The sequence below is a fragment of the Paracidovorax citrulli genome (assembly GCF_900100305.1).
In the GTDB taxonomy this organism is placed as follows: Bacteria; Pseudomonadota; Gammaproteobacteria; order Burkholderiales; family Burkholderiaceae_C; genus Paracidovorax; species Paracidovorax citrulli.
In genome coordinates this window covers 88,744-112,996 of sequence record NZ_FNEY01000011.1, presented here as the reverse complement: position 1 = coordinate 112,996, position 24,253 = coordinate 88,744, and the positions used below count along the sequence as shown (strand labels likewise).

Sequence of the window (24,253 nt, the reverse complement as noted above, 5' to 3'; positions counted from 1 at the left end):
TCCCGCGCGCTGGCGCGAAGGGGAAGTCCCCGCTCGGGCTTACGCGGGGCAGGCCCGCTGCAGGATCGCGTCCACTGCGATGGCGCGCGCATCGATCGCTCCGGCCACGCGCCCGCCACCCGCATCGCCGAGACGGGTGGCGATGAACGCGTCGGCCACGGCCGCGGGGGCGTGCCGGCGCAGCAGGCAGGCCTGGGCGGCCAACACCAGGCGCTGGGCGGCGAGGCGGCCCATGCCTTCCAGCTCCTGTGGCGGCAGCGCCAGCAGTGCCTGCAGCTCGCGCAGCGTGGCTCCGATGCGCGGTTCGCCCTGCGCGGCGGGTGCGAACTCTTCCAGCAGGGCATGGGCGGCCTCGGTGTCGCGCGCCAGCGCCCGCAGCACATCCAGGCACATCACGTTGCCCGAGCCTTCCCAGATGGAGTTGACGGGCGCCTCGAGGAAGAGGCGGGCCATCACGCCCTCCTGCACGTAGCCGTTGCCGCCGAACACTTCCATCGCTTCGCCCGCCATCTCCACGCCGCGCTTGCAGACCCAGAACTTGGCGGCCGGTGTCATCACGCGCTTCCAGGCACGGTCGGCCGGGGTGGCGGTGCCGTCGGCATCGCGCTCGAAAGCCTCGGCCAGCCGCATCAGCAGGGCGAGCGCGGCCTCGCTCTCCAGCGCCAGGTCGGCGAGCACGGTGCGCATGAGGGGCTGCTCGGCCAGGGCCTTGCCGAAGGCGTGGCGCCGGCGCGCGTACGCGATGGCCTGCACTGTGGCCTGCCGCAGGATGGCGGCGCTGCCGGCCACGCAGTTGAGGCGGGTATAGGTGGCCATCTCGATGATGGTGGGAATGCCGCGGCCCTCCTCGCCCATGAGCACGCCCCAGGCATCGTGGAACTCGACCTCCGCGCTGGCGTTGCTGCGGTTGCCCACCTTGTCTTTCAGGCGCTGCACGTGCACGCCGTTGAGCGTGCCGTCCTGCAGGCGGCGCGGCACGTAGAAGCAGGCGAAGGGGCCGCCTTCGCCCGTGCGCGCCACCACCAGGTGTGCGTCGCTCTGCGGGGTGGAGAAGAACCACTTGTGGCCGCGCAGCCGGTATTCGCCGCCGCGCCCGCCCGCGCCGAGGGGCGTGGCCACGGTGGTGTTGGCGCGCACGTCGGAGCCGCCCTGTTTTTCCGTCATGCCCATGCCCAGCCAGATGCCGGCTTTTTCATGCGCGGGCGCCTCGCGCGGATCATGGGTGCGGCTGTGGAGCCTGTCTCCCAACCGTGCCCAGAGCGCGGGCTCCTTGCGCAGCAATGGGATGGCCGCCTGCGTCATCGTGGCCGGGCAGAGCGTGCCCTGCTCCACCTGCCCGTGCAGGTAGAAGCCGGCGGCCCAGGCGGACCAGCGGCCGGGCCGGTCGCTGTCGAAAGGCATGGAGACCAGCCCCTCGCCGCGGTAGAGCGCCATGAGCGCGTCCCAGGCAGGGTGGAACTCCACCCGGTCGGCGCGCCGGCCCCGGCTGTCGAAGCGGTGCAGGATGGGTGTGTGGCGGTTGGCCAGCTCGGCCAGGGCATGGGTGCCGGCGCTTCCGAGCCGGCGGGCGTAGTCGCCCAGCGCGGGCAGGGCATGGGCGGCGCCCGCGCGCTGCAATGCCTCCTGCAGCGCGGCGTCGGTGGCGAGCAGGTCGTAGTCGGCCAGCTCGGCGTATTGGTTGAAAACCTCGTGGGTGGCCTGGGCCATGGTGTGTCTCCTCCACAGGGATGCGGCGGCGTGCGCCGAAGCCTCCATGGTGCCCGCACTCGCCCGGGCCTGCACGCGCTTTCAGGACACCGGCCCGGAGACCTCGCGCAGGGCGCGCAGCATGGTGGCCACGGCCGTGCGGTCGGTGGTGTTCTCGCGCCAGTACATCGACACCGATCCGAAACCCGACAGCCGCACCGGCAGCACGCGCAGCGCACCCATGTGCGAGAAGCGCAGCGCTGCCCGGTGCGAGGCCAGGCCGATCATGTCGCTGTGTCCCAGCAGGGTGAGGTTGAGCGTGACGGAGTTGGATTCCACGCTGCCCGGCGGCAGCGCGTGGCCGGCGGCGACGAGGGCGTTTTCCAGCGCGTTGCGGATGGGCGTGCCGCGCGGCCAGACCAGCCAGCGCCAGGCCATCAGGTCGGGCCAGTCGATCGGGCCTTCCGTGCGCTGCAGCAGCGGGTGCTGGGGGCGCGCCACCAGGTGGATGGGCTCCATGTAGAGCGTCTCGGCGTGGATGTGGGTGTCGTGCAGTTCGGGGGCGGAGCGGCCCACCACCACGTCCAGCTCGCCCATGGCCAGCTGTTGCATGAGCACGTTCATGGTGCTCTCGGCGAGCCGGACCTGGGCGCGCGGCAGCCATTCCAGCAGGCGCAGCACGGCCATGGGCACCACGTCGGAGGCGGATGCGCCCGAGGTGCCCACGACGACCAGGCCGCTGCCGCCGTCGCGCAGGGCCTGCATGTCGTCGCGGGCGCTGTCCAGGTGGGCCTCGATGCGCCGGGCATGGGCGATCAGCGCCTCGCCCTGGGGCGTGGGCCGCAGGCCGCGTGCATGGCGCTCGAACAGCACCATCCCCAGATCGTCCTCCAGTTCCCTGAGCCATTTGGAGAGCGCGGGCTGCGCGGTGTGCAGCTGCTGCGCCGACTGGCTCATGTTGCCGGTCTGCGCGAGGCTGAGGAGCATCTGCAGCTGGCGCAGCCGCAGGCGGTGGGTCCAATCCATGGCGGCGGTCCTGGAAGAAGGTATATCCAAAAAATTATGAATAAGACCAATAAATGATTTTACGGACTATCGCTCGCCTCGAATAATGGACTCCATGGCACGGCCGAGCCTTCCCCCCGAGGGCACGACGCCGGGCCGCTGCCAAGGAGACAACCATGGACACCACCCTCGCCCGGCCCGCAGCACAGGGCGCCACCCCGGCCGCTGCTCCGGCATCGGCTCCGCCGCACCGGACGCCGTCACCGGAACGCCAGGCCTACTACGACCGCATCGCCGGCCACGACATGGCCCCCCTGTGGGAATCGCTGCACAGCCTCGTGCCGCGCGAGCCGCGTCCGCAGGCCGTGCCCGCCTTCTGGAAATACGACGACGTGCGCCCGCTGGTCATGCAGGCCGGCGAGGTCATCAGCGCCGAAGAGGCCGTGCGCCGCGTGCTCATCCTGGAGAACCCGGGCCTGCCGGGCCGCTCCAGCATCACGTCCACGCTGTACGCGGGGCTGCAGCTGATCCTGCCGGGCGAGGTGGCGCCCAGCCACCGCCACACGCAGTCGGCGCTGCGCTTCATCGTGGAAGGCAAGGGCGCCTACACGGCCGTCAACGGCGAGCGCACCACCATGCACCCGGGCGATTTCATCATCACCCCGTCGTGGACCTGGCACGACCACGGCAACCCCGCGGTGGACGAGGGTGGCGAGCCCGTGGTGTGGCTCGACGGCCTGGACATTCCCCTGATCGGCCACCTGGACGCCGGCTTCGCCGAGAACTACCCCGAGGCCGTGCAGCCGGTGAGCCGCGCCGAAGGCCACAGCTTCGCCGCCTTCGGCCACAACATGGCACCCGTGCGCCACCGCGCGGCCGGCCCGACCTCGCCGATCTTCAGCTACCCCTACGACCGCAGCCGCGAGGCGCTGGACCGGCTGTTCCGCCAGGGCGAACTCGATGCGTGGGACGGCGTGAAGCTGCGCTACGTGAACCCCGCCACCGGCGGCTGGCCCATGCCCACCATGGCCACCTTCCTGCAGTTGCTGCCCGCGGGCTTCCAGGGCCGCACCTACCGCGGCACCGACGCCACCGTGTTCAGCGTGGTCGAAGGCCAGGGCACGGCGCGCATCGGCGGCAGCACCTTCCAGTTCGGCCCGCGCGACACCTTCGTCGCGCCGTCGTGGGCGCCGGTGCAGCTGGCCGCCACGCAGGACGCGGTGCTGTTCAGCTATTCCGACCGGCCGGTGCAAGTAGCACTCAACCTCCACCGCGAACACCGCATGTGACGGGGCGCGGTCCACAGAGCCTCTCTGGCGGCGTTGCCGCATCTTGCCGTGGCGCTGCCACTGTCTGCGATGCGGCGCCTTGCCAGCAGGGCTCTGTGGACCGCTCACGAGCGTGACCCGCCTTCCTCTTTGAACGATCCATTTCCCCGAAAGAAAAAACACCATGGCTTTCGTGTTTCCTGTTCCTCCTACCGTGGCCGTGCCTGTCGTGGGCACATCGGATGCCTTCGCCGTGCGGCGCGTCTATTGCGTGGGGCGCAACTACGCGGCCCATGCGCGGGAGATGGGGTTCGATCCGGACCGCGAGCCGCCGTTCTTCTTCTGCAAGCCGGCCGATGCGGTGCTTCCCGTGGCCTATGGCGAGACGCTGCGGCTGCCGTATCCGGTGCGCACCGACAACTTCCATTACGAGGCGGAGCTGGTGGTCGCCATCGGCAAGGCGGGCAGCGACATCGCCCGCGAGAACGCGCTGGAGCATGCCTGGGGCTACGCCGTGGGCCTGGACATGACCCGCCGCGACCGGCAGATGGAGATGCGCCAGATGGGCCGCCCGTGGGAGATCGGCAAGGCCTTCGATGCCTCCGCGCCGATCGGCCCGATCCACCGCGCGAGCGACGTGGGCCACTTCGAGCAGGCCGGCCTCTGGCTCACCGTGAACGGCGCGGACCGACAGCGCAGCGACGTGTCGCACCTGATCTGGTCGGTGGCCGAGACCATCGCGGACCTCTCCACGTATTTCCGCCTGGAGCCCGGCGACCTGATCTACACCGGCACGCCCGAAGGCGTGGGCCCGGTGGTGCGCGGCGACCGCATGGTGGTGGGCGTGGAGCGCCTGGGCGAGCTGGCGGTGGACGTGGTCTGAGGCGACGGCGACGCCATGCAGCTCTACAGCTTTTTCAACAGCTCCACCTCGTACCGGGTGCGCATCGCGCTGGCGCTCAAGGGGCTGCCGGCCGACTACCACGGCGTGAACATCCGCACCGGCGAGCACCGCGCGGCGGACTATGCCGAACTGAACGCCGCGCGCGTGGTGCCCACGCTGGTGGACGGCGATTTCACGCTGGGCCAATCGATGGCCATCCTCGACTACCTGGACCAGCGCCATCCCGAGCCCCGGCTGATCCCGCTCGAACCCCGCCAGCGCGCCCGCGTGCTGGAGCTGGCGAATGTGATCGCCTGCGACATGCACCCGGTGAACAACCTGCGCATCCTGAAATACCTGCAGGGCCCGCTGGCCTTGAGCGCGGCGCAGAAGGACGCGTGGTACGCCCACTGGGCGGCCGAGGGTTTCGCTGCCGTGGAGCGGCTGCTGGTGCGGCATGGCGGCGAAGGCCCCTGGTGCTTCGGCGACCAGCCCACCCTGGCCGACGTGTGCCTGGTGCCCCAGGTGGCGAATGCGCTGCGCGCGGGCTGCGACCTCGCGCCCCATGCGCGCGTGATGGCCGTGCACCGGCATGCCGCGCAGCATCCGGCCTTCAGCGCCGCGCGGCCGCAGGCGCAGCCGGATTACCAGCCATGAGTTGACCGGCAGTCCCACGGGCCAGAGATCCGCGGGCCAGGGTGGGGCACACCACCCGGCACTGGCGGGCCGGGCCTTCCATCCATAAGAACGGAGCGAGACAAAATGACCCCATCCATGGCCGCCGGCATCCCGGCGGCAGACCGCGCCGCCTTCGGGCCGCTGCAATTGCGCGTGACGCTGCTGTGCGCCATCGTCGCCATGCTCGACGGCTTCGATACCCAGTCCATCGCCTACGTGGCGCCGCGCATCGCGGAAGACTGGGGCCTCAAGGCCTCCGAGTTCGGCCCCATCTTCGCGGCGGGCCTGTTCGGCCTGATGGCCGGCGCCTTCCTGCTCAGCCCGGCGGCCGACCGCTGGGGCCGCAAGAAGGTGATCCTGCTGTCCACCTGCATCTTCGGCCTGTTCGCGCTGCTCACGGCCTGGGCCACCAGCATGAACGAGCTGCTGGCGTACCGTTTCATCACCGGCGTGGGCCTGGGCGCGGCCATGCCCAACATCATCGCGCTCACCAGCGAATACGCGCCGCAGCGCCTGCGCGCCACGCTGGTCACGGTGATGTTCTGCGGATTCCCGCTGGGCTCCACGCTGGGCGGGCTCATTTCCAGCTGGCTCATCGCGCATTTCGACTGGCACTCGGTCTTCGTGCTGGGCGGCGTGCTGCCCCTGCTGCTGTTGCCCGTGCTGGCCCTGCTGCTGCCCGAATCGCTGCGCTACCTGGCCGCCAGCGGCGCCGCGCCCGCACGCTACGAGCCCATCGCGCGCAGTGCCTACCCGGGCGAAGACCCCGCCACGGTGATGGCCGGGCTGCGCGGCGAGGCCGCGGGCGTGCAGGGCGGCTTTTCGGTGTTCGAGCTGTTCCGCCACGGCCGCCTGCACACCACCGTGCTGCTCTGGCTCGCGTTCTTCCTGAACCTGCTGGTCATGTATTTCCTGGTGAACTGGCTGCCCACGCTGCTCAAGAGCGCCGGCCTGCCGCTGGAAAAAGCCATCCTCTCCACCGCCATGCTCAACCTGGGCGGCGTGGTGGGCGCGCTCGTGCTGGGCCGGCTCATCGACCGCTTCAGCGCCTACACCGTGCTGGGCGCGGCCTACGCCGCATCGGCCGGTTTCATCGCGCTGATCGCTTTCAGCGGGCAGAACCTCACGGGCCTGCTGGCCGGCGCCGCGCTCTCGGGCTTCGGCGTGGTGGGCGCGCAGATCGGCTGCAACGCACTGGCCGCCGCCATCTACCCCACCCATATCCGCGCCACCGGCGTGGGCTGGGCGCTGGGCGTGGGGCGCATCGGCGCCATCGTGGGCCCGCTGGCGGGCGGCTCGCTATTGGCCGCGGCCTGGACGCCGTCGTCCATCATCCTGGTGGCCGCCGTGCCGGCGGTGCTCGCAGCCGTGGCGGTGGTGCTGCTCGGGCAGGCGCGGCGCGGCGCCTGAGAAGGCATGCCATGCACGACGGCCTTCGCACCTGGACCACCGACGCCGTTCCCCCCGCGCAGCGGGCCGACTACTGGGTCGGCGCCGTCTGCGACTGCTTCCTCGACATGGAGGTCGAGCCGGGCCAGCGCCACGCGTTCTCGGCCACGCTCACGTCCGTGCCCTGCGGCGGCCTGCGCGTCAACCGCGTGAGCGGCAGCGGGCAGCGCGTGCGCCGCACGCAGCAGGCCATCCGCCGCGGGGACGGCGACAACTTCTACTACCTGCTCTGCAAGGACTCCGCCCCCTGCCACGTCGCGCAGGACGGTGCCGGTGCCGCGCGCCTGCTGCCCGGCGACCTGGCCCTGGTCGATTCGCGCCGCCGCTACCTGCTGGACTTTCCGGACGTGGTGGACACCGTCTCCATCCAGATCCCGATCGGCTGGCTGGACACCTGGCTGCCCGCCGCCGACCGCTGGCTGGGCCGCCGCGTGGACGGCGCCACGGGCTGGGGGAGGGTGCTGAGCGCCTACGTGGGCCAGCTGTGCGCCGAGCGGCCGGAACGGCTGGCCGCGCTGCAGGCCGAGCACCTGGGCGGCCTGCTGTCCCTGGCCTGCGGCCCCGTGCCCGAGGCGCCGCCGCGCACCGGCCTGCTGCCGCGCATCGAACAGTGCGTGCGCGAGCGCTTCTGCGAGCCCGGGCTCACCGCCGCCCACGTGGCCGATGATGTCGGCGTGTCGCTGCGCACGCTGCACCGCGTGCTGTCGTCGGGTGGCACCACCTTCGCGGTGCTGCTCATGCGCGAGCGCATGGCCGTGGCGCAGCGCATGCTGCACGCACCCTCGCACCGGCATGTGACGGTGGCCGAGATCGGACGGCGCGCGGGCTTCCTGGACCCGTCGCACTTCGCGCGCGCCTGCCGGCAGTGGTGCGGCAGGACGCCCGCGCAGGAGCGCGCCCGGGCTGCGTGAATGGAAGAGGCGATGCCTTGCGGGCCGTGAACGTCACCAGGGCCAGGCCACCGGCAGCCCGAGCCCGGCGGCACCCGCCTGCTCCTGCACCAGCCGGGCCACGGTCAGGTCCTGCAGGGCCAGGCCCGTCATGTCGAACAGCGTGATGTCTTCGGGCTGCCTGTCCACGGAGGCGCTCCCCCGCATCACATCGCCGATTTCCGTGCATGCGGCCCCGGGGGCCCATTGCATCTCGCCGATCTGGCGGGCCTGGGCCTCGTCATCGACGTAGATCCGGACCTTGTCCAGCAGGCCTTGCGGCGCTTCGCGCTTGCCGCGGGTGTCGGCGCCCACGCAGTTCAGGTGCGTGCCGGGGCGCACGGCGTCCAGGTCGAAGAGCGGGCCGCCGCCCGGCGTCGCGGTGATCACCACGTCGCTCGCGGCCACGTCCGCGTTGCGGTCCGTCGAATGGCGCAGCAGGCATTGCCCCGCGAACCGCTGCTCGAACGCCGGGTCGGGCCGGCCGTCGGCCGTCACGTACCGCACGTCCCGCAGATGCGGCAGCAGCCGCAGGGCGTAGGTGAGCTGCACGGCGGCCTGCACGCCCGTCCCGAACAGGCACAGCCGCCGGCTGTCCGGGCGCGCCAGCAGCGCCAGGCCGTGGCCGCCCGCGGCACCGGTGCGCGCCGTGGTGATGGCGTTGCCGTCGATCAGGCAGGTGGGCCGGCCGGTGGCGGGGTCGATCAACAGGATCGTGGCCTGGTGCGGCTCGCCGCCGAGCGCGCGGTTGGAAGGCCAGAACCCTGCCGCCTTGAAGCCGAGCAGCCCCTGCGAGGGCACGTCGCCGGACTTGATGCCGAAGATGCCGCCCGTCTCCAGGCGCTCGCGCACCACCGGGAACACCCGGCCGGCCCGCTCGCTGAGCAGGACGAAGGCCTCGCGCACGGCGGCCAGCACGCCTTCCGGCTGCAGCAGCTGTTCCACGTGGTCCTTGGTGAGCAGCAGCAGCCGCGCATCCCGTGTGGTGGAGGCCGTCATGCGAACATCTCCGCGATGGCATCGGCATTCTTGATGCCGGTGGCCGTCAGGATCACCACCGTCTCCTCGCTCTCGTGGACCGTTCCGGCCTGGATCAGGTGATCGAGCCCGGCGATCGCCGTGGCAGACGTGAGTTCGGGCAGCAGGCCCGTGCGCGCCGCCTTCCTGAACGCATCGACGATGGCCTGCTCCTGCAGCGCCACGGTGGCGCCGCCGGTGACCTGCACCGCCGAGACGAGCTCCCGCAGCCGCAGGGGGTGCGCAATCGCCGTTCCCTCGGCCACCGTCTTGCGCACCTCGCGCGCCACCGGGGTCGTCACGCCCGCCTGGAAGCTCGCGTCGATCGGCGAGCAGTTCAGCGGCTGGCAGACGAACAGGCGCGGCATCTTCGCGATCTGGCCCGCGCGCAGCAGCTCGGAAAACGCCATGAAGCACCCCAGCACGTTGCTGCCGGCCCCGGCGGGCATGACGATGTTGTCCGGCGCGCGGAAATTCAGGTCTTCCCAGATTTCGTAGCCGATCGCCTTCGTGCCTTCGAGGAAGAAGGGCTGCCAGTTGTGGCTCGAATAGAAGATGTGGGCCGATTGCCGCACCGCCTCGTCCTCGCAGGCCTGGCGCGGCCCATCGACCAGCTGCACTTCCGCCCCGTAGGCACGCATTTGCGCGATCTTCGGCTTCGAGGCATAGGCCGGCGCGAGGATCTTCACCCGCATGCCGCCCGCGGCACCGTACGCGGACACCGACGCACCCCCGTTGCCCGAGCTGTCCTCCAGCACCGCATCGACGCCCTGCTGGCGCAGCACGGAGAGCATCACCGTGGTGCCGCGGTCCTTGAAGCTGCCGGTCGGGTGGAACCATTCGAGCTTGAAATGTGGCCGGTGGGCACCCCATTCCTTCTGCACGAGGGGCGTGCAGCCCTCGCCCATGGAGATCGGGCGCGCGACATCCAGCGGCAGCGATGCCCGGTAGCGCCACTGGGAGCGGCACGTGCGGTCGATGTCGTCGCGCGACATGCCGGGCTGCGGCGTGATCAGCAGCGGCTTGCGGTCGTCGGAGCACCACCGCGGCACGTCCAGGGGGTAGGTCCGGCCGCTGGCCGGGTCGATGTAGAGCGAAGTCGTCATGTCTCGGTTCTCCTGCAATCGGATGTGGATGATAAATCCAAAATTAGACAATATGTTTGGTTTTGGACAGAAGCTGTCCATGACCTCCTGGAGCACTCCCGGCCAACTGACCAATGCTGGATAAAATGTCCAGATGAAAAAGAAGGCGCACACCGCGGAGCAGCAGGCCATCCTCGAGCAGGTCCAGCACATCGCCTCCGCGCTGGGAGAGACGTTCGCGCCGTTCACCGAGGTCGTGCTACACGACCTGCGGTCGCCCAAGCACGCGATCCTCGCCATCCACAACAACCTTTCCGGCCGGAAGGTCGGCGATCCTGCGACGGAACTGGGCCTGGCCCGCATCGCGGACGACCAGTATCCCCAGGTGCTGGCCAACTACGCCAACCAGTTCGCCGACGGCCGCCGCGCCAAGAGCACCTCGATCGGCATCAAGGACTCCGAAGGGCACTACTTCGCCGCGCTGTGCCTGAACGTGGACATGACCGTCTTCCGCGGGATCGCCACCATGATCGAGCAGTTCTCCGCCATCGGCGAAGACGGCCGCAAGGAGACACTGGACACGGGCAACGCCGAGGCCCTGCGCGACCGCATCGACCGCTTCGCGATGACGCTCGCCACCACGCCACGCGCGCTGCGCACCGAGCAGCGGCGCGAACTGCTGCAGACGCTCAAGGGCGAAGGCTTCCTGGAGATCAAGCGCTCCATGGACACGGTGGCCCAGCACCTGGGCGTGTCCCGGGCCACGGTGTACAACGACATCCGGTAGCCGCTGCCTGGCACCTTGCGTCCGCCGGCCTGGCACGCAGCGGCCATCCGCGGCCCTGCCGCCGGGCCACCATGGGTCTCCCACCACACAAGGAGACAACGACATGGCGGACACCTATGTACTGGTCCACGGCGCCTGGCACACGGGCGAAACCCTGGCGGCGACGGCGAAGTACCTGCGCGCGCGCGGCCACACCGTGCACTGCCCCACGCTGCCGGGCAACCGCCCCGGCGACGGCACGGCCCCGCTGGGCCTGCAGGACGCGATCGACGGGCTGGTGCAGTTCCTGGAATCGAATGACCTGAAGGACGTGCGCCTCGTCGGCCACAGCTATGGCGGCATGCTGCTCTCCGGCGCGGCCGACCGCGTGCCCGAACGCATCCGGCGGCTGGTGTACGTGAACGCCTTCGTGCCGCTGCCCGGCGAATCCCTGGCCGACATGGCGCCGCCCTACTACCGGGCGATGTTCGAAAGCATCGCTGCTGCGAACGGCGGCGGGGTGCAACTGCCCTACGAGGTCTGGCGCGAATCCTTCATCAACGACGCCGATGCGGAGCTGGCGCGCACCACCTATGCGCTGCTGCACCCGCAGCCGCTGCGCTGCCTGACCGACCCCATCACCCTCTCGCAGCCCACTGCCGCACTGGCGCTGGGCAAGTCGTACCTGAACTGCCGGGAGGACACCGCGCTCCCCCACAGCCTGCCCTGGCACCCGCGCCTGTCGGAGCGGCTGGGCCTGTTCCGATACGTGGAGGCCAGCGGCAGCCACGAAGCGCTGTTCACCGACCCCGAAGGCTTCGCGCGCGGCATCGAGCGCGCGGGGCGGGATTGATCCGCGGGCCCGCACACGGACGCCATTCAGGAGACGACACCATGCAAGCCATCGCACGCCATTCACGCGCCGCCACTGCCTTCGCAGCCGCTGTCGGCAGCCTCATCCCCGCACTGCCCGCCCAGGCGCAAGCACAGACGCAGACGCAACAATCCGCACAGGCCGCACAGGCCGCACAGGCCGCACAGGCCGCACAGGCCGCACAGGCCGCAGCAACGCGCACGCCATCGGCGGACCTGTCCGCGCCATCCCCCTGGCGCATCTACGCCGGTGCCGCGCACATCGGCTTCAGCACCTCGGCCGAAGTGCGTGCCGGCGGCCAGCTCGTTCCCGGCGCAAATGCCGAAGCGGATTCCAACAACAGCCTCGGCTTCGGCGCCATCTACGACTTCCACCCCGGCTGGAGCGCCGAAATCGCCCTGGGCCTGCCGCCCACCACCGCCCTCAAGGGCACCGGTACCCTGAGCAGCGCGGGCACGCTCGGCAAGGTGAAATACGGCCCCGCCGTGCTCTCCGTGCGCCGCCACCTGTGGGAAGACGGCCCCGTGCGCCCCTACATCGGCGCGGGTATCAACTACACCCTGGTGCTCGAATCCCGGGATGGCTTCGTGTCGAACCTGGATGTGAAGAACGGCGTCGGCCCGGTGCTGCAGGCCGGCTTCGAGGTGCCGATCGACCCGCGCTGGAGCTTCTTCGTCGATGCGAAGAAGATCTGGCTCAAGACGACGGCGACAGGCACGCTGCCGGCGCTGGGCGGGGCGCCTGCGCATGCGAAGGTGCGGCTGGATCCGCTGGTGGTGACGGCGGGGGTGAGTTATCGGTTTTGAGGGGCGCCTGGTTCGGTCGGGCGATGAAGGAAAGAGGCGCGTCGGATTAAAAGCCGGTGCGCTTTTGCCATCTTGGACGCTTATGTTGAGGTGCGATGCACGGTGCTGTTTGGTAGCGCCGGTAGTTTTGAAATGACTGCTTGGCAGCGATTGCTGCCACTGGCCTGCCGCGCGAGAACTCACGCTAAATGGCCCGTCGCGGACGTAAGTCTGAGTCGCCCCGGCTGCGCTGTAAGGAAACCTTCGACGACGCCAAGGGCATCATGCAGGTCGGGATGAGCACAAGATCAATCGGCGAAAGGCGACGCTAGGCGATGGACGAAAGGAACTGGCGCGTCGATTTCCAGTTGCCACGGCTAGTCTAGGATGTGTGACGCTCCTACCTCCAGTGAACAGGGTGCTGGGTCTGCGCTTACATTGAGCCCCCTCACCGGCGCGCTGGTCTTGCGCAGGCCATCAGATGCTGAACGGACCGCGACGGTTGTCGCGGGCTGGATCGCCAGGCTTCAAACGTCGGGGAAAGCGCGCGACGATTCGGGTGGTTTGCATCCTCTGGAAGCATACTCGGCCGCTCGAAGTCAAGGGGCTGAAGCCAGCCCCTGCTGATTGTGCGGCGTTGGTCTGCCTTGTACTCCCTTACACTGGCTTGTCCCTCCTGCATCCCCCTTATTGCCATGAACACCGCGACCGACAGCGTCATGACCGTGAAGGAAGTCGCCGACTACCTGCGCGTGAATCAGCGCACCGTCTACCGGCTGGCCGTGGACCGCAAGCTGCCTGGGTTCAAGGTGGGAACGACCTGGCGCTTCAAGCGTGCGGACATCGACCGTTGGATCGACGCTCAGGCAGCTTCTAGCCTGCCTGAGCCTGGTGCAGGGATCAGCTAGGGGGCTGAGACACAGGAGGGAGAGTTCATGAAGCTGGTGCAAAACAGCGGCTCAGACCGCGTGATCGACCTGCTGCTGCCGCACTTGGTGTCTGGCAGCAGGTTGGGCTGTGTCACGCCCTCGTTTTCGCTGCATGCCTTCGCAGAGCTTCGCGAAGCCTTGAATGGGCTGGGACAGGTGCAACTCGTCCTGCCTGCTGACAACGAGCAGCTGGAGCTGCTTGGCGGGGAGGGTGACCGCGCGCAGCGCAACCGCCTGCAAGCTCGATGGCTGGCGAACCAGTGCGCCCAATGGCTGACGCAGAAGGCAGAGGTGCGCCGCGCGCATGGCCGCGTGCCGCAAGGCGCCGCGGTGCTGACGGGCGCCGGCGACGAGCCTGCGCAAGTAGTCCTGGGCTCGTTTGCACTCAGCTCTGAAGGTTTGGGCTTGGCCCCAGGCAACCCCTTGAACCTGATCCAGGCCTCGGAATCGCCGGAGGAGGCTCGCACGCTGGCGCGTTGGTTCGACCAGCAATGGAGCGCGCTGCGGCACCAGCCTGACGGAGCGCAGAGCCTGGTCGATGCCCTCAAGGGCATGGCGGCGCACAGAGCACCCTTCGAGGTGTACGCGCTGATCCTGCATCACCTGCTCGGCAATCGCGACGAGGCGCTGGACGAGGACCGGATCGTCAAGGCGGCCACTGGCATCCGCAACACCGTCATCTGGAAGAAGCTCTTCAAGTTCCAGCGCGACGGCGTCGTGGGCGCCATTGACAAGCTGGCCCGCTTCGGCGGCTGCATCATTGCCGACTCAGTGGGGCTGGGTAAGACCTTCGAGGCGCTGGCCATCATCAAGTACCACGAGCTGCGGAATGACCGGGTTCTGGTGCTGGCGCCCAAGCGTCTGCGCGACAACTGGACGCTCTACAAGGCCAACGACCGCCGCAATATCCTGGCCGCCGACCGGCTCAACTACGACGTCCTGAACCACACCGACCTGTCGCGTGATGGGGGGCAGTCCGGCGACATCGACCTGGCACACGTGAACTGGGGCAACTACGACTTGGTCGTCATCGACGAGTCGCACAACTTCCGCAACAAGAAGTCCCCCAAGCAAGGGTCTGAGACCCGCTACCACCGGCTGATGCGCAAGATCATCCGCGAGGGAGTCAAGACCCGGGTGCTGATGCTCTCGGCCACGCCGGTTAACAACCGCTTGTCCGACCTGCGCAACCAGATCGCCTTCGCCACTGAGGGTGACGACACCGCCCTGCAAGACCACGGCATTGCGAGCATCGAGCAGACGACCCGTAAGGCCCAGATTCAGTTCAACCGCTGGTTGGAGTTGCCCGAGGAAGAACGTGTCCCTGGCCGCCTGGTCGAGATGCTGGGCTTCGATTACTTCACCCTGCTGGACCATCTGACCATTGCGCGGTCTCGCCGGCACATCGAACGCTACTACGGCACTGAGGAGACGGGGCGCTTCCCGGAGCGTCGCGCGCCCATCAACATCAAGGCCGATGTCGACACCGCAGGTCAGTTCCGGGCTATTCGCGACATCAACCTTGAGATTCGGCGGCTCAACCTGGCCTCCTATGCGCCGATGCGCTACGTCCTGCCCCACAAGGCCGAGGCCTACGATGCCAAGTACAGCACCGAAATCCGCGGGGGCGAGAGCATCTTCCGCCAGGCGGACCGTGAGGAGAGCCTGATCCACCTGCTGCGCGTCAATGTGCTGAAGCGCATGGAGAGCGCGGTCTCCTCGTTCGCGCTGACCATCCAGCGTCAACTCAAGGATGTAGAGACCACGCTGGCCCGGATCGAGGAGCATGCGTCGGATGCAGGCGAGGTGGAGGAGCTGGATATTGCCGACGTCGACATCGACGACCCGGTCTTCGAGCAATTGCTGGTCGGTCGCAAGGTCAAGGTGCTGCTGAGCGACGTGGACCTGCACCGCTGGAAGCAGGACCTCATCGAGGACCGCAATCGGCTGGACAACCTGCTTCAGGCTGCCCAGCAGGTGGACGCGGCCCGCGACGCCAAACTGGCCAAGCTGCGCGAGGTGATCGAGCGCAAATGCCGCGAGCCCATCAACGTGGTGGGCGGCAAAGCCAACCGCAAGATCATTGTCTTCACCGCGTTCTCTGACACGGCGCAGTACCTCTACGCCCAGCTAGCGCCGTGGGCCAAGGAAAAGTTGGGGCTCGACGCCGGCCTGGTGACAGGCTCAGCGGGCATCCAGTCCACACTGCCGGGTCTGCGGAAGAGTATGAGCAGCATCCTTTCCGCCTTCGCCCCACGCTCCAAGGAGCGCCCTGCCGAACTGGCCGATGAAGGAGAAATCGACCTGCTGATCGCCACCGATTGCATCAGCGAAGGCCAGAACCTGCAGGACTGCGACTGGCTCATCAACTACGACATCCATTGGAACCCGGTGCGCATCATCCAGCGCTTTGGGCGCGTGGACCGCATCGGTTCGCCGAACCAAAGCGTTCAGCTCGTCAACTTCTGGCCCAACATGGAGCTGGAGGAGTACATCGGCCTGGAGCAGCGTGTCAGCGGTCGCATGGTGCTGCTGGATGTTTCGGCCACCGGCGAAGAAAACCTGATCGAGCAGCAGTCAGGCAATCCGATGAACGACCTGGAGTACCGGCGCAAGCAGTTGCTGAAGCTGCAGGACACGGTCATCGACATCGAAGACCTCTCCAGCGGCGTCTCCATCACCGACCTCACGCTCACCGACTTCCGCATCGACCTGGCCGAGTTCCTGAAGGAGCACCCCGGCGTGCTGGAAGGGGCACCGCTCGGCACCTATGCCGTCACTTCCACCATAGACGCCGACATCCCGCCTGGCATCGTTTTCTGCTTGCGGGCGGAGGGTGCGGCTGCCGCCAAGTGCGAGGCGTCGGACTACCCGCTTGCGCCGACCTACCTCGTCCATGTTGGTGACGATGGCGCCGTCTTATTACCGTACCCGCAGGCCAAGCGCGTCATGGATCGGCTCAAGCGCGTGGCGCTCGGCCGTGAGCTGCCGGACGAGGGGACGTGTGCCCGCTTCGACCGGCAGACCCGCCAAGGCGAGGACATGCGCCATGCGCAAAAGCTGTTAGCGGCGGCGATAGCCTCGGTCGTCGGTAAGGCTGAAGAGCGCGCAGTAGCCAGCCTGTTCGCGCCGGGCGGCACGCATGCCATGAAGGGCGAGTTCGCGGGGGCCAACGACTTCGAGGTGCTGGCTTTCATGGTCATCCTGCCCGGCAGCACCCAGCCTCAAGGGGGCGCCGCGTGAGCGACGCCGTGAACGCTCTGCACGATGCCATCGTGGCTTCTCTGGCCCTGCCGGCGAGTTGCCGCGTGGACCAGCGCGTGCCCAAGAAGATGCTGGCGGAGCACGGCGGTGCTACTGCGGCCGACCGCCGGCTGTTGACGGACGGCATCGAAGAGGCCCACTGGCTAGCCGCCATCAAGCCTGCGACGACGACCATTCCGACGTGGCGGGACGAGGTGCGGGAGTATCTGGAGCTCGCCGTGCTGAGCATGGCGGCGCGCCCCACCTACGCCCAACCGGCTCAGTTGCAGCGCCTGGCCGAGCTCGTGCATCGGGCCGTGCCCTACCCGGTGCTCCTGATCGTCAGCACACCGGATGCGGTGGCCATGAGCCTCTCGCACAAGCGCACGGCGCAGAACGAGGCTGGACGAGTGGTCTTGGACGGCGATGTCGTGAGTTTCCAGTTCAGCGACGAATTGCCGGACGGGCTGCTGGATGCCCTGGCGCTTGGGCAGCAGCCCCAGCAAGACCTGAAGGCTCTCTACCAAGGCTGGATGGACACCCTGTTGGCCGCCCAGGTGGCACGGGTGACAGGGCACTTCAGTATGGACCCCACAACCGACCAGGCCGCCATGCGGCGGATCGCCTTGATCGAACACCAGCAACTGGAGGCAGAGGCCGCCCGCTTGCGGGCCCTGGCTGGCAAAGAAAGCCAGATCGCCAAGCGCGTCGATCAGAACCTGGCCTTGCAGCGGCTGCAGGCCGAGCTGGCTGCGGTGCGTGCCCGGCTTCAATGACACAACAAGAACAGACACATTTATGACGAACTCGAATATGCAGAAAATCGTCGCCACGGCGCCCGAGACGCAGTCCGCCGACTTGGTGGCTGGCAACATCGCCCAGCTCAAGGCCTTGTTCCCCGAGCTTGTCACCGAAGGCTCCAAGGGCGTCGCCATCAACTTGGACGTCCTCAAGGCCCTGGTGGGCGACGCCAAGGTCACCGATGCTGAAGAGAAGTATGGTCTGAACTGGCACGGCAAGCGCCGGGCGCGCCAACTGGCCTTGACGCCCAGCACCGGCACGCTGCGTCCTTGCCCAGAAGAGAGCGTGGACTGGGACAGCACTCAGAACCTGATGATCGAGGGTGACAACCTGGAAGTGCTGAAGCTGCTCCAGAAGAGCTATGCCGGCAAGGTCAAGCTCATCTACATCGACCCGCCGTACAACACGGGCAAGGATTTCGTGTACCCAGACAACTTCCAGAACGGTATTCAAAACTACTTGGAGTTGACCGGGCAGACGGAGAGTGGTGTAAAGGTGTCCAGCAACACCGAGGCCAGCGGTCGCTTTCATACCGACTGGCTTAATATGATGTATCCCCGCTTGAAGCTGGCCAGGCAACTATTGAAAGAAGATGGGGCTATTTTTGTCTCTATTGACGACATAGAACTGCCCCGGCTTAAAATTGCGCTCGACGAGCTATTTGGTGAAGATAATCTTATTGCGCAATTTGTCTGGCGCTCCGATGGAAATTTCGACAATCAGGCAAAGGTAAAGGTCTGTCATGAATATATTGTGGCATATGCCAAGTCTGCGCCGAACTTCGCGCACCCTCCTGTTGTCGATCCAAGCACGCCTACGGACAGCAAGATTTTTCGCCCACAGATTCGAAATACGATAGTGAAAAATGGGCCGAAAAATCCTCCTTCGGAGATTTTATTGCCTGCTGGTTTTCCTGCCGATTTTGACGATGGGGTAATCGAAGGGCGAACAGAGGGTTGGCCGATTTATAAGGGCGCCGCAGTTATCAGAGGCGGTCGCCTTATAGCGCCAGCTTTAGTTGAAAGTGGCTGGAGCTCCAAGGATTTGCTGCTTGAATTTGTCGCCAATGGGTGCCTTCCCATCTTCGACGGCAAAGGCCAGTCAACCTCTTTTGTCATATCCAGGACAGGAGCGATTGAGGTTATCAAAGAACGCACGGACACAAAAAGCCATGTCATATCTGTACTGACTGGCTTCGGCGGAACTCAAAAGGCTACCTCTCAGCTGGAAGAGCTAGGCGCTTTTTTCAATGGCTACCCAAAACCTCTTGAGTTGATTCGCTACCTAACCAAGATGGTTCCAGGCAACGATGGAATCTTCTTGGATTTCTTCGCGGGTTCAGCGCCACTTGGACATGTAATCTATGAGCAAAATGCGGAAGATGAAGGTACGCGGCGATTTGTATTAGTTCAGTTGCCCGAGCAGCTCAGCCCAGATTCAGATGTTCAAAAGGCCGCTGTCGCATACTGCGACAAATTGGGCAAGCCAAGGACGGTGGCCGAATTGACCAAAGAACGTTTGCGCCGCGCGGCAAAGAAGTTTTCAGCTAATAAGGGAGAGGCAACTGGGGACAACGGTTTTCGCGTCTTCAAGTTGGACACTTCAAACGTGAAGGGGTGGACAACTCAAGTCCCCGACCTAAATCAAGCGCTACTGGAGCACCAAGAGCACCTGTTGCCGAACAGAACCGAGCAGGACCTGCTCTACGAACTCCTGCTCAAGCTCGGCCTCGACCTCTGCGTCCCCATCCAGCAGCAGATGATCGCCAGCAAGTCCGTCCACGCGGTGGGCGCCGGTGTGCTGCTGGCCTGCCTGGCCGAGGGCATAACCGCTGCCGAGGTGGAGACGCTGGCTGAAGGCATCGTACAGTGGCACCAGCAACTCGCGCCGGTCGGCGACACCACGTGCGTATTCCGCGATAGCGCTTTCGCGGACGATGTGGCGAAGACCAACATGGCAGCCATCTTGCAGCAGCATGGCATCCAGAATGTGCGGAGCCTCTAACCATGGCCGTGCCCGACCGCCCGAAGCTGTACCACATCTGCCATGTAGACCGGCTACCGTCCATCATTGCCAGTGGCGGCCTGCTGTCCGACGCAGCCGTGGTGCAGGTGGCGGCGCCTGGGACTGTCATCGGCATGAACCACATCAAGCAGCGCCGGATGACAGAGCTGCAGCTGACCAGCCACCCGGGCTTGTATGTGGGGCAATGCGTGCCGTTCTACTTCTGCCCGCGCTCGGTCATGCTCTACCTGATCCACAGGCAGAACGCGGACCTGGCCTACAAGGGTGGGCAAGGGCCCATCGTTCACCTGGAGGCTGATTTGCACACCACCGTGGCCTGGGCAAATGAGCAAGGGCTGCGATGGGCGTTCACGCTCTCGAACGCTGGGGCGCGGTACTTTGAAGACCGTGCCGACCTTGGCCGGCTGGGCGAAGTGGACTGGGACGCGGTGGCTGCGCGCAACTGGAGTGCCCAGAAGGAAGGCAAGCAGGCGGAGTTCCTGCTGGAGCGGGGCTTCCCCTGGCAATTGATTGAACGCATTGGGGTGCTGTCGCAGCCCATTGCCACCCAGGTCGCGCATGCGCTGCCGGTGGGAGGCCATCGGCCCCCCGTGCAGCTCATGCCCGCCTGGTACTACTGAATTGGAGACTGACCATGATCGAACTCACCAGTGGTGACATCCTGAAGGACGACTCGGATGCCATTGTGAACACGGTGAACTGTGTCGGCATCATGGGCCGCGGCATTGCGCTGCAGTTCAAGAACGCTTGGCCCGAGAACTTCAAGGCCTACAAGGCGGCCTGCGACCGCGAGGAGGTGCAGCCGGGGCGCATGTTCATCTACGACACAGAGCAACTGGCCGCGCCGCGCTACATCGTCAACTTCCCGACCAAGCGCCACTGGAAGGGCAAGAGCCGCATGCAGGACATCGACGCCGGCCTGGAGGCGCTGGTGCGCGACGTTGCTCGCCTGGGCATCCGCTCAATAGCCATCCCGCCGCTGGGCAGTGGCTTGGGCGGGCTGGAGTGGGACGAGGTGCGCCCTCGCATCGAGGCCGCCATGCAGGCGCTGCCCGATGTGCGTGTCCGCATATACGAACCCAAGGGCGCCCCGGCGGCGGACAAGATGCAGCACAGCCGCGAGGTGCCCCGCATGACGGCCGGTCGGGCGGCGCTCGTCGAGTTGATGAACCGCTATGTACAAGGTTTGCTAGACCCGACTATTTCGCTGCTGGAAGTGCACAAGCTGATGTACTTCATGCAAGAGGCGGGCGAACCGCTGCGCCTCAGCTACGTGAAGGCACCGTATGGCCCGTACGCGGAGAACCTTCGCCATGTGCTGCAGAAGATCGAGGGGCACATGGTGGCGGGGTACGCCGATGGTGGCGATGACCCCACCAAGCCATTGACCGTGGTGCCCGGAGCCGTTGAGGAGGCCGGGGCTTTCCTGGGTGAGCATGTGGATACCCGCGCGCGTTTCGACCGCGTTGGTGATCTGGTTGAGGGGTTCGAGACGCCGTTCGGGCTGGAGCTTCTGGCGACCGTACATTGGGTGGCATCCCACACGGTCGCAGGTGGGGGCGTTGAAGACGTTGTCCGGGAGACGCATGCCTGGAACGACCGGAAGAAGCAGTTCACCCCGCGGCAGATCGGTATTGCATTGAACGTGCTCGATGCCAAGGGCTGGCTTCCTGCCGCAGAACAGGTGGGTGCATGAAGCTGCATTTCGAGCCCGATCTGGATTACCAGAAGCAGGCCATCGAGTCGGTCTGCGACTTGTTCCGAGGTCAGGAGGTCTGCCGGACGGAGTTCACCGTCACGATGCGCCTGCCTGAGCAACAGCTCACCTTGGGTGTAGCCGAAACCGACCTGGGCGTGGGCAACCGCCTGACCCTGCTCGATGACCAGTTGCTGAAGAATCTGCAGGACGTCCAGATGCGCAACGGCCTGGCGCCAGCCGGCACGCTGGCGTCAGGCGACTTCACTGTCGAGATGGAGACTGGTACCGGTAAGACCTACGTCTACCTGCGCACGATCTTCGAGTTGAACAAGCGCTACGGCTTCACCAAGTTCGTCATCGTCGTGCCCTCGGTGGCCATCAAGGAAGGGGTCTACAAGTCGCTGCAGATCACCGAGGAACACTTCAAGGCCCTGTACGCCGGCGTGCCGGTGGACTTCTTCCTGTACGACTCGGCCAAGCTGGGGCAGGTGCGCAACTTCGCCACCAGCTCGGCCATCCAGGTGATGGTCGTGACGGTCGGCGCCATCAACAAGAAGGACGTCAACAACCTCTACAAGGACAGTGAGAAGACCGGCGGCGAGAAGCCCATCGACCTGATCCGGGCCACGCACCCCATCGTCATCGTCGACGAGCCGCAGAGCGTGGACGGCGGCCTGAGCGGCGCGGGCAAGACCGCGCTGGATGCGATGAACCCGCTGTGCACCTTGCGCTACTCGGCCACTCATGCCGACAAGCACCACATGGTATTCCGGCTGGACGCAGTGGATGCCTACGAGCGCAAGCTGGTCAAGCAGATCGAGGTGGCGGCGGCTACCGTGGAGGACGCCTTCAACAAGCCCTACGTGCGGCTGGTAGCCGTCACCAACAAGCGCGGCCGCATCAGCGCGCAGCTGGAACTTTATGTGCAAGAGGCTGCGGGGCCCAAGCTGAGGGAGGAGTCCGTCAGCGACGGGGATGACCTGCAGCAGGTCACCAAGCGCGCGATCTATGCCGACTTCCGCGTCGGCGAAATCAACACCGCCAAGGGCTCCGAGTTCGTCGAGCTGCGATACCCCGGCGGTGAGGTGGCCCTGGCCATCGGCCAGGCGCACGGCGGCGTGGACGAGTTGGCCGTGCAGCGGGAGATGATCCGCCGCACGATCCGCGAGCATCTGGAGAAAGAGAAGCTGTTGCGGCCCAAGGGCATCAAGGTGCTGTCGCTGTTCTTCATCGAGTCAGTGGATCGCTACCGCAAGCTCGATGCACAAGGCCAGGCGGTGAAGGGCGACTACGCGCGCATCTTCGAGGAGGAGTATCGCCGCGCGGCCAAGCTGCCCAGCTACCAGAGCCTGTTCGCGGAGGTGGACCTGACGACCGCAGCCGAGGAGGTGCACAACGGCTATTTCTCCATCGACAAGAAGGGCGGCTGGACAGATACGGCCGACAACAACGCGGCCGGCCGCGAGAACGCCGAGCGGGCCTACAACCTCATCATGAAGGAGAAGGAGCGGCTGCTGGATTTTGCCACGCCGCTGAAGTTCATCTTCAGCCACTCCGCCCTCAAGGAAGGCTGGGACAACCCCAACGTCTTCCAGATTTGCGCGCTCCGCGAGATGGGCTCCGAGCGTGAACGGCGCCAGACCATCGGCCGCGGCTTGCGCCTGTGTGTGAACCAGGCCGGGGAGCGGGTGCGCGGCTTCGACGTCAACCGCCTGACCGTCATAGCGACCGAGTCGTACGAGGACTTCGCGGAGAACCTGCAGAAGGAAATCGAGGCCGACACGGGCATCCGCTTCGGCATCGTCGAGCCACACCAGTTCGCCGGCATTCCGGTGGCCGGCGCTGACGGGCAGGTGACGGCCTTCGGGGTAGAGCAGTCCAGGCTGTTGTGGGAACACTTGAAGGCTGCCGGCCAGATCGACGCCAAGGGCAAGGTGCAGGACTCGCTCAAGCAAGCCCTGAAGGACGGCACGCTTGCATTGCCCGATGCGTTCGCCGCACAGCGAACGCAGGTGCTGGAGCTGCTGCGCAAGGTGAGCGGTCGCCTGGAGGTGAAGAACGCGGACGAGCGCAAGACGGTGGCGCTGCGCAAGGACGCAGATGGCAAGGCGATCACGCTGGGTGAGGAGTTCAAGGCCCTGTGGGACCGCATCAAGCACAAGACTACCTACCGGGTTCAGTTCGACAACGCGAAGCTGCTTCAAGACTGCACGAAGGCGTTGCGCGATGCGCCGCCAATCCCCAAGGCGCGCCTGCAATGGCGCAAGGCCGACATAGCCATCGGCAAGGCAGGCGTCGAGACCAAGGAGCAAAAGGACGGTGCCTATACCGTGGGGCTGGACGAGTCGGGCATCGAGCTGCCAGACCTGTTGACGGACCTGCAGGACCGTACCCAATTAACGCGCCGCAGCCTGGTCTCCATCTTGACCGAGTCGGGGCGCTTGGATGACTTCCGCCGCAATCCGCAGCAGTTCATCGAGCAGACGGCCGAGCAGATCAACCGCTGCAAGCGCCTAGCGCTGGTCGATGGCATCAAGTATCAGAAGCTGGGTGACCAGCAGGTCTACGCGCAGGAGCTGTTCGAGCAGCAGGAGCTGACCGGCTACCTGAAGAGCATGCTTCTGGACACGGCCAAGTCCATCCACGAGCATGTGGTTTACGACTCTGCCACCGAGCGCGACTTTGCTCAGGCGCTGGAGTTCAACCAGGACGTGTTGCTGTATGCCAAGCTGCCGAACTGGTTCAAGGTGCCCACGCCGCTGGGCAACTACAATCCGGACTGGGCTGTGCTGCTGCAGAAGGATGGCGTGCAGCGCCTGTACTTCGTCGTGGAAACCAAGAGCAGCCTCTTTGCTGACGATCTACGTGACAAGGAGTGGGCCAAGATCGAGTGCGGCCGAGCGCACTTCGCAGCACTGGCGACCGGCGAGAACCCGGCGCGCTACTTAGTCGCGAGGTCCTTGGATGATGTGCTGCAGACGGTCAACTGACCGTCTGCCCTGGTCTGGTCAATGGGTAAGAGGACGGCGTCTCGAGAGAATGCCCCCAAGCTAGTGGCAATCGTCTCGACCCGACCGACTTCGTGCTTGTGACAGCAATGCGACAGACTTGCAGTAGCCCGTTACGCCGCA

Annotated in this window: 19 protein-coding genes; 15 read left to right on the top strand and 4 right to left on the bottom strand. The window is 66.4% G+C overall.

What is annotated here, in order from left to right:
* Positions 1 to 39: 39 nt before the first annotated feature.
* A complete protein-coding gene (locus BLR99_RS09815) occupies positions 40 to 1,707 on the bottom strand; it encodes an acyl-CoA dehydrogenase family protein (protein ID WP_011793334.1) in 1,668 nt (555 codons plus the stop codon).
* Positions 1,708 to 1,788: 81 nt separating this feature from the next.
* Positions 1,789 to 2,712: a LysR substrate-binding domain-containing protein gene (locus tag BLR99_RS09810; protein ID WP_011793335.1), complete on the bottom strand. Its 924-nt coding sequence runs from the start codon at positions 2,710 to 2,712 to the stop codon at positions 1,789 to 1,791.
* 155 nt (positions 2,713 to 2,867) lie between these two features.
* On the opposite strand from BLR99_RS09810, the gene gtdA reads away from it, so the two are divergent.
* The 5 genes from gtdA (at position 2,868) to BLR99_RS09785 (ending at position 7,880) form a co-directional block, all read left to right on the top strand.
* Entirely contained in the window at positions 2,868 to 3,980 is a 1,113-nt protein-coding gene (gene gtdA, locus BLR99_RS09805) for a gentisate 1,2-dioxygenase (RefSeq protein WP_011793336.1), read from the top strand.
* Between the two features lie 163 nt (positions 3,981 to 4,143).
* Positions 4,144 to 4,842 carry a fumarylacetoacetate hydrolase family protein gene (locus BLR99_RS09800; protein WP_011793337.1) on the top strand — a complete coding sequence of 233 codons (699 nt, stop codon included), beginning with the start codon at positions 4,144 to 4,146 and terminating at the stop codon, positions 4,840 to 4,842.
* A 15-nt stretch (positions 4,843 to 4,857) separates the two neighbouring features.
* A complete protein-coding gene (gene maiA / locus BLR99_RS09795) occupies positions 4,858 to 5,499 on the top strand; it encodes a maleylacetoacetate isomerase (protein WP_011793338.1) in 642 nt (213 codons plus the stop codon).
* Positions 5,500 to 5,604: 105 nt separating this feature from the next.
* The gene (locus tag BLR99_RS09790; protein WP_011793339.1) at positions 5,605 to 6,930 is read left to right on the top strand and encodes an MFS transporter; all 1,326 of its coding nucleotides are present in this window, start codon (positions 5,605 to 5,607) and stop codon (positions 6,928 to 6,930) included.
* A gap of 11 nt (positions 6,931 to 6,941) precedes the next feature.
* Positions 6,942 to 7,880, top strand: a complete 939-nt coding sequence (locus tag BLR99_RS09785) for an AraC-like ligand-binding domain-containing protein (RefSeq protein ID WP_011793340.1) — start codon at positions 6,942 to 6,944, stop codon at positions 7,878 to 7,880.
* 33 nt (positions 7,881 to 7,913) lie between these two features.
* Here the strand turns inward: BLR99_RS09785 and BLR99_RS09780 are convergent, their stop codons facing one another.
* Both BLR99_RS09780 and BLR99_RS09775 read right to left on the bottom strand, forming a co-directional pair.
* Positions 7,914 to 8,897, bottom strand: coding sequence for an ornithine cyclodeaminase family protein (locus BLR99_RS09780; RefSeq protein ID WP_011793341.1), 984 nt, complete (start codon positions 8,895 to 8,897; stop codon positions 7,914 to 7,916).
* On the bottom strand, positions 8,894 to 10,021 hold the full coding sequence (locus BLR99_RS09775) for a threonine synthase (RefSeq protein WP_074687120.1): 1,128 nt from the start codon (positions 10,019 to 10,021) through the stop codon (positions 8,894 to 8,896). Before BLR99_RS09775 ends, BLR99_RS09780 begins: the two co-directional genes overlap by 4 nt.
* A gap of 133 nt (positions 10,022 to 10,154) precedes the next feature.
* Here BLR99_RS09775 and BLR99_RS09770 point away from each other — a divergent pair, with 133 nt between their 5' ends.
* The 10 genes from BLR99_RS09770 (at position 10,155) to BLR99_RS09725 (ending at position 24,112) form a co-directional block, all read left to right on the top strand.
* Complete coding sequence (locus BLR99_RS09770; protein ID WP_011793343.1) at positions 10,155 to 10,787, top strand: helix-turn-helix transcriptional regulator; 633 nt, start codon at positions 10,155 to 10,157, stop codon at positions 10,785 to 10,787.
* 103 nt (positions 10,788 to 10,890) lie between these two features.
* Positions 10,891 to 11,619, top strand: coding sequence for an alpha/beta fold hydrolase (locus BLR99_RS09765; protein ID WP_011793344.1), 729 nt, complete (start codon positions 10,891 to 10,893; stop codon positions 11,617 to 11,619).
* A gap of 41 nt (positions 11,620 to 11,660) precedes the next feature.
* On the top strand, positions 11,661 to 12,446 hold the full coding sequence (locus BLR99_RS09760) for an OmpW/AlkL family protein (protein ID WP_074687118.1): 786 nt from the start codon (positions 11,661 to 11,663) through the stop codon (positions 12,444 to 12,446).
* 674 nt (positions 12,447 to 13,120) lie between these two features.
* Positions 13,121 to 13,333, top strand: a complete 213-nt coding sequence (mads1, locus tag BLR99_RS09755; protein ID WP_011793346.1) for a methylation-associated defense system helix-turn-helix domain-containing protein MAD1 — start codon at positions 13,121 to 13,123, stop codon at positions 13,331 to 13,333.
* Positions 13,334 to 13,360: 27 nt separating this feature from the next.
* On the top strand, positions 13,361 to 16,597 hold the full coding sequence (locus BLR99_RS09750) for a helicase-related protein (protein WP_074687116.1): 3,237 nt from the start codon (positions 13,361 to 13,363) through the stop codon (positions 16,595 to 16,597).
* Between the two features lie 8 nt (positions 16,598 to 16,605).
* Positions 16,606 to 17,373 carry a DUF4391 domain-containing protein gene (locus tag BLR99_RS09745; RefSeq protein ID WP_233427223.1) on the top strand — a complete coding sequence of 256 codons (768 nt, stop codon included), beginning with the start codon at positions 16,606 to 16,608 and terminating at the stop codon, positions 17,371 to 17,373.
* 22 nt (positions 17,374 to 17,395) lie between these two features.
* Entirely contained in the window at positions 17,396 to 19,402 is a 2,007-nt protein-coding gene (locus tag BLR99_RS09740) for a site-specific DNA-methyltransferase (RefSeq protein ID WP_011793349.1), read from the top strand.
* Between the two features lie 2 nt (positions 19,403 to 19,404).
* Entirely contained in the window at positions 19,405 to 20,043 is a 639-nt protein-coding gene (gene darT / locus BLR99_RS09735; protein ID WP_074687112.1) for a type II toxin-antitoxin system toxin DNA ADP-ribosyl transferase DarT, read from the top strand.
* 14 nt (positions 20,044 to 20,057) lie between these two features.
* On the top strand, positions 20,058 to 21,119 hold the full coding sequence (gene darG, locus BLR99_RS09730; protein ID WP_011793351.1) for a type II toxin-antitoxin system antitoxin DNA ADP-ribosyl glycohydrolase DarG: 1,062 nt from the start codon (positions 20,058 to 20,060) through the stop codon (positions 21,117 to 21,119).
* On the top strand, positions 21,116 to 24,112 hold the full coding sequence (locus tag BLR99_RS09725) for a type III restriction-modification system endonuclease (protein ID WP_011793352.1): 2,997 nt from the start codon (positions 21,116 to 21,118) through the stop codon (positions 24,110 to 24,112). Before darG ends, BLR99_RS09725 begins: the two co-directional genes overlap by 4 nt.
* Positions 24,113 to 24,253 lie beyond the last annotated feature (141 nt).

Excerpts from the sequence above, each read along its gene's own strand:
- BLR99_RS09815 (WP_011793334.1), bottom strand. The coding sequence starts at position 1,707 with ATGGCCCAGGCCACCCACGAGGTTTTCAACCAATACGCCGAGCTGGCC.
- BLR99_RS09810 (WP_011793335.1), bottom strand. The coding sequence starts at position 2,712 with ATGGATTGGACCCACCGCCTGCGGCTGCGCCAGCTGCAGATGCTCCTC.
- gtdA (WP_011793336.1), top strand. The coding sequence starts at position 2,868 with ATGGACACCACCCTCGCCCGGCCCGCAGCACAGGGCGCCACCCCGGCC.
- BLR99_RS09800 (WP_011793337.1), top strand. The coding sequence starts at position 4,144 with ATGGCTTTCGTGTTTCCTGTTCCTCCTACCGTGGCCGTGCCTGTCGTG.
- maiA (WP_011793338.1), top strand. The coding sequence starts at position 4,858 with ATGCAGCTCTACAGCTTTTTCAACAGCTCCACCTCGTACCGGGTGCGC.
- BLR99_RS09790 (WP_011793339.1), top strand. The coding sequence starts at position 5,605 with ATGACCCCATCCATGGCCGCCGGCATCCCGGCGGCAGACCGCGCCGCC.
- BLR99_RS09785 (WP_011793340.1), top strand. The coding sequence starts at position 6,942 with ATGCACGACGGCCTTCGCACCTGGACCACCGACGCCGTTCCCCCCGCG.
- BLR99_RS09780 (WP_011793341.1), bottom strand. The coding sequence starts at position 8,897 with ATGACGGCCTCCACCACACGGGATGCGCGGCTGCTGCTGCTCACCAAG.
- BLR99_RS09775 (WP_074687120.1), bottom strand. The coding sequence starts at position 10,021 with ATGACGACTTCGCTCTACATCGACCCGGCCAGCGGCCGGACCTACCCC.
- BLR99_RS09770 (WP_011793343.1), top strand. The coding sequence starts at position 10,155 with ATGAAAAAGAAGGCGCACACCGCGGAGCAGCAGGCCATCCTCGAGCAG.
- BLR99_RS09765 (WP_011793344.1), top strand. The coding sequence starts at position 10,891 with ATGGCGGACACCTATGTACTGGTCCACGGCGCCTGGCACACGGGCGAA.
- BLR99_RS09760 (WP_074687118.1), top strand. The coding sequence starts at position 11,661 with ATGCAAGCCATCGCACGCCATTCACGCGCCGCCACTGCCTTCGCAGCC.
- mads1 (WP_011793346.1), top strand. The coding sequence starts at position 13,121 with ATGAACACCGCGACCGACAGCGTCATGACCGTGAAGGAAGTCGCCGAC.
- BLR99_RS09750 (WP_074687116.1), top strand. The coding sequence starts at position 13,361 with ATGAAGCTGGTGCAAAACAGCGGCTCAGACCGCGTGATCGACCTGCTG.
- BLR99_RS09740 (WP_011793349.1), top strand. The coding sequence starts at position 17,396 with ATGACGAACTCGAATATGCAGAAAATCGTCGCCACGGCGCCCGAGACG.
- darT (WP_074687112.1), top strand. The coding sequence starts at position 19,405 with ATGGCCGTGCCCGACCGCCCGAAGCTGTACCACATCTGCCATGTAGAC.
- darG (WP_011793351.1), top strand. The coding sequence starts at position 20,058 with ATGATCGAACTCACCAGTGGTGACATCCTGAAGGACGACTCGGATGCC.
- BLR99_RS09725 (WP_011793352.1), top strand. The coding sequence starts at position 21,116 with ATGAAGCTGCATTTCGAGCCCGATCTGGATTACCAGAAGCAGGCCATC.